The organism is Mesorhizobium sp. M2C.T.Ca.TU.002.02.1.1, assembly GCF_003997225.1.
Genome location: NZ_RZTO01000653.1, coordinates 1 through 3551, shown reverse-complemented (window position 1 = coordinate 3551; position 3551 = coordinate 1). Strand labels below are relative to the sequence as shown.

Sequence of the window (3551 nt, the reverse complement as noted above, 5' to 3'; positions counted from 1 at the left end):
GTGTATGGCAACGCCGGCGATCACCAGAGTGACGCCGATGCAATCAGTGACGCTCGGCACCTGGTGCAGCACGATCACGCCGATCAGCGTTGCCGTGAGCGGCAGGAGCGAGAGCATCAGCGCGAAGCTCGCGCGCGGCAGCCGCGCCATGGCGAGCTGGTCGCAGACATAGGGGATGACCGAGGAGCAGACGCCGACGCCGATCGCAGCTGCGAGCAGTTGCGGCGACGAGAAGGCGGGCAGCGCCTCGCGAAAGCCGATGGGCAACACGACGAGGAATGCGACCGCCATGGCGGCGCCGAGGCCGGCGATGCCGAAGCCTGCCTGCGCGACGCGGTGACCGATCACGATGTAGCCGACGAAGAGGGCGCCATTCAAAAACGCCCAGAACAGGCCGACCGGATCGCTCGACCATTTCACGTCGATGAGCAGCAATGTGCCGACCACGGCAACAGCAAGCGCCGCAAAATTGCGCCGGCTGCGCAGGCCGACCAGCGCGACGGCGATCGTGCCGACGAATTCGATCGCCGCCACCAGAGAGATGGGCAGGCGGTCGAGCGCCAGGTAGAACGAGCAGTTCATCACCGCCAGGCAGATGCCGAAGGCCAGCAGCAGCAGTCGCCGACCACGATCGGCGCGCGCGAAGACGCGCCAGGGCCTAGTCAAAGGGGCGAAGATGAGGGCGGCGGTGGCGATGCGCAGCCAAGCCATGCCGAGCACGCCGACCTGAGCGAAGAGCAGCACGGCGAAGGCCGGCCCGAGATAATGGAACACGGCGCTGACGCAGAACCAGACGTGCGGCGGCAACGCGTCGGCCGTTCCGGCAAGTGCGGTGGGGCCGGCGGAGCGCGCTTCTGTATCACCGCTGGCCCGGTTTGCAGTTGGAATTTGCGTTTGAGCTTTCATGCGCGCATTATCGCAGGCGAAACCCGCCGACTATATAGGCAATGAATGGCCATATGGCGCTTTCGCTTTGTGATGGAAGAATTTCGGCTTGAAAAACCTTCGAAGTGAAAATGTCGACCTGGACGCGATCGATCTGAAGCTCCTGCGGCTCCTGGAAAAGGACGCGCGCATCAGCACGGCGGAGCTGGCGCGCGCCGTCGGGCTGTCGGCGCCGAGCGTGGCGGAGCGCATCCGCAAGCTGCAGGAAAACGGCGTGATCGAGGCCTATACGGTCAGGATCAATCCGGCCGCTCTCGGCATGAAGCTGTCGGCATGGCTCAGAATCAGGCCGGTGCCGGGACAGCTTTCCGTGGTGGCGGACATCATCCGCGAGCTGCCGGAAATCGCGCAATGCGACCGGGTGACCGGCGAGGACTGCTTCATCGCGCTCGCCCATGTCGGCTCGGTGAGCGAGCTCGAGCGCGTGATCGACCGGATCATTCCCTACGCGATGACCAACACCGCCATCATCCAGTCGTCACCGGTCGAGCCGCGTTCGCCGCTGGGCGCCTTCAGGCAGAAGTGACGGCGCGTCGCGATCTTTCAGATTCGCCGCATGCGCTTTAGGTTTTGATTTTACGCATGTCTTCATCCCGAAACCGGTTCCCGCTTTCGGGAGACATGCTTTAGGCGTGGCCACGCTTCATGCGCGCCTGCTTCAGAATCGCGCGCCAGCGGATCATGTCGAACGGGATAGGTTCGTTGTTGTTGGCGATGTGGAAGATCTCGTTGTTGACGTTCTTCAGCGATCGCCAGAAATCATAGTCGGTGATGCGTGGATCGGCCGCCAAGCGCTCCACTTCGACCTTGATGTCGGTTTTCATGCACTGTCCTCGCACACCGCATTTCGCCAGCCGCCCCGTGCGCAAACCCGGTACGGCGGTTTTCGAACGGGCCGGTGAGTCGTTCAACGGACTCAACCGACTTGTTCACGTTAAAACCTTGGTAAGGTTAACGCGGGCGTGCGGGTTTTCAAGCGCTCGTGCGCTTGATGCCGATCGAGCGGCCGGCGCGCTCTGGCATGGGGAGCGTCGCATGGGCGGCGCGCACGGCCTCCAGCTTGGCCATCACGTCGGCGGGGAAGGGCGCGACCTTCGGTCCTTCCATGTCGACATGCAGCGACAGCGTTTCCGACGTGGCGGCGAGCCAGCCGTCGACATGGCGGATTTCCTGATAGGTCCTCAGCCGCTTGTCGTCATGATCGATGAGCTGGAACGAGACCTTGACCGTGTCGTGAAGATGCAGCTCGCGCACGTAGCAGACATGGACTTCCGCGGTGTAGACGCTGAGGCGGCGTTCCTTGGTATAGCTTGCGTCCACTCCCATCATCGCGAACGCTTCGTCGGTGCCGCGGTCGAACAGCACGTTGTAATAGGCCATGTTGAGGTGGCCGTTATAGTCGATCCAGTCCTTCTCGATCGCCAACGGGCGGGACAGGATGGGTGCGGGGATCGTCATTGCTTTTCCTTGATCGTCGCTGGGCAGGGCGTGGCTGCTGAGATTCTCGTCGTTCTGGCGCAAAAAGTCGCCTAGCCTAACCGCTTGGCACTTTTCCTCGAATTGCTTTAGGCATCATCCATAGCTGCATAACAAGAGTGGCCGCTGGTCCATTCGCGGAGGAATTCATGGCTTTGAGCGACCTCAACCCCGTCGAACGCAATGAGGAAGGCATCGCCGCGGTGCTCGGCATACTCAAGCAGCGCTTCGGCGAGCGCTTCCAGACCGGCGCGGCGATATGCGGCCAGCACGCGCACACCACCACCTATATCCCGACCCAGGCGCCGGACGGCGTCGCTTTCGCCGAGAAGACGGCCGAAGTGCAGGAAATCGTGCGCGCCTGCGCCGCCCACCGCGTGCCGGTCATCGCCTTCGGCGTCGGCTCCTCGCTCGAGGGCCACACCAACGCGCCGGGCGGCGGCATCTCCATCGACACCTCGCGCATGAACCGGATCCTGGCCGTCAATCCGCAGGATCTCGACTGCACCGTCGAGCCCGGCGTGACGCGCGAGGACCTCAACCGGCACCTGCGCGACACCGGCCTTTTCTTCCCGATCGATCCGGGCGCCAACGCCTCGTTGGGCGGCATGGCGGCGACCAGGGCTTCCGGCACCAACGCGGTGCGCTACGGCACGATGCGCGAAAACGTGCTGTCGCTGACCGCGGTCATGGCCGACGGCGAGACGGTGACCACCGGCAAGCGGGCGAAGAAAAGCTCGGCCGGCTACGACCTGACGCGGCTTCTGGTCGGCTCCGAAGGCACGCTCGGCGTCATCACGTCGCTGACGCTGAGGCTGCAGGGCATTCCGCAGGCGATCTCCGGCGGCGTCTGCCCGTTCCCGAGCCTGGAGGCGGCCTGCAACACGGTGATCGCGACGATCCAGATGGGCATCCCGGTGGCGCGCATCGAACTGGTCAACGCGCTGCAGATGCGGGCGATGAAGAATTATTCCAAGCTCGACTATCCGGAGAGCCCGTGCCTGTTCGTCGAGTTCCACGGCAGCGACGCGGGCGTGGCCGAACAGGCCGAGACGTTCGGCATGATCGCCGAGGAGAATGGCGGCGGGCCGTTCCTGTGGACCAGCGTCGCGGAGGAGCGGACGAAGCTC

At 64.0% G+C, this 3551-nt stretch carries 5 protein-coding genes; 2 read left to right on the top strand and 3 right to left on the bottom strand.

Features of this window, described 5'->3' with window-relative positions; genetic code table 11:
- The coding region (locus EOD07_RS26895; protein ID WP_245470506.1) for a DMT family transporter at positions 1–807 on the bottom strand (807 nt) is incomplete at its 3' end.
- Positions 808–994: 187 nt separating this feature from the next.
- On the opposite strand from EOD07_RS26895, the gene EOD07_RS26890 reads away from it, so the two are divergent.
- Positions 995–1471, top strand: coding sequence for an Lrp/AsnC family transcriptional regulator (locus tag EOD07_RS26890; protein ID WP_127237563.1), 477 nt, complete (start codon positions 995–997; stop codon positions 1469–1471).
- A 100-nt stretch (positions 1472–1571) separates the two neighbouring features.
- Here EOD07_RS26890 and EOD07_RS26885 read toward each other — a convergent pair whose 3' ends face one another.
- Together EOD07_RS26885 and EOD07_RS26880 are read right to left on the bottom strand one after the other, a co-directional pair.
- Positions 1572–1769, bottom strand: a complete 198-nt coding sequence (locus EOD07_RS26885) for a hypothetical protein (protein ID WP_027168755.1) — start codon at positions 1767–1769, stop codon at positions 1572–1574.
- Positions 1770–1917: 148 nt separating this feature from the next.
- Positions 1918–2403, bottom strand: a complete 486-nt coding sequence (locus EOD07_RS26880) for a thioesterase family protein (protein ID WP_127237562.1) — start codon at positions 2401–2403, stop codon at positions 1918–1920.
- A 167-nt stretch (positions 2404–2570) separates the two neighbouring features.
- Here EOD07_RS26880 and EOD07_RS26875 point away from each other — a divergent pair.
- A partial coding sequence (locus tag EOD07_RS26875; RefSeq protein WP_127237561.1) for an FAD-binding protein occupies positions 2571–3551 on the top strand: 981 nt, incomplete at its 3' end.

Bases quoted from the DNA above. Each gene is read 5' to 3' on its own strand.
- EOD07_RS26885 (WP_027168755.1), bottom strand. From the start codon at position 1,769: ATGAAAACCGACATCAAGGTCGAAGTGGAGCGCTTGGCGGCCGATCCA.
- EOD07_RS26880 (WP_127237562.1), bottom strand. From the start codon at position 2,403: ATGACGATCCCCGCACCCATCCTGTCCCGCCCGTTGGCGATCGAGAAG.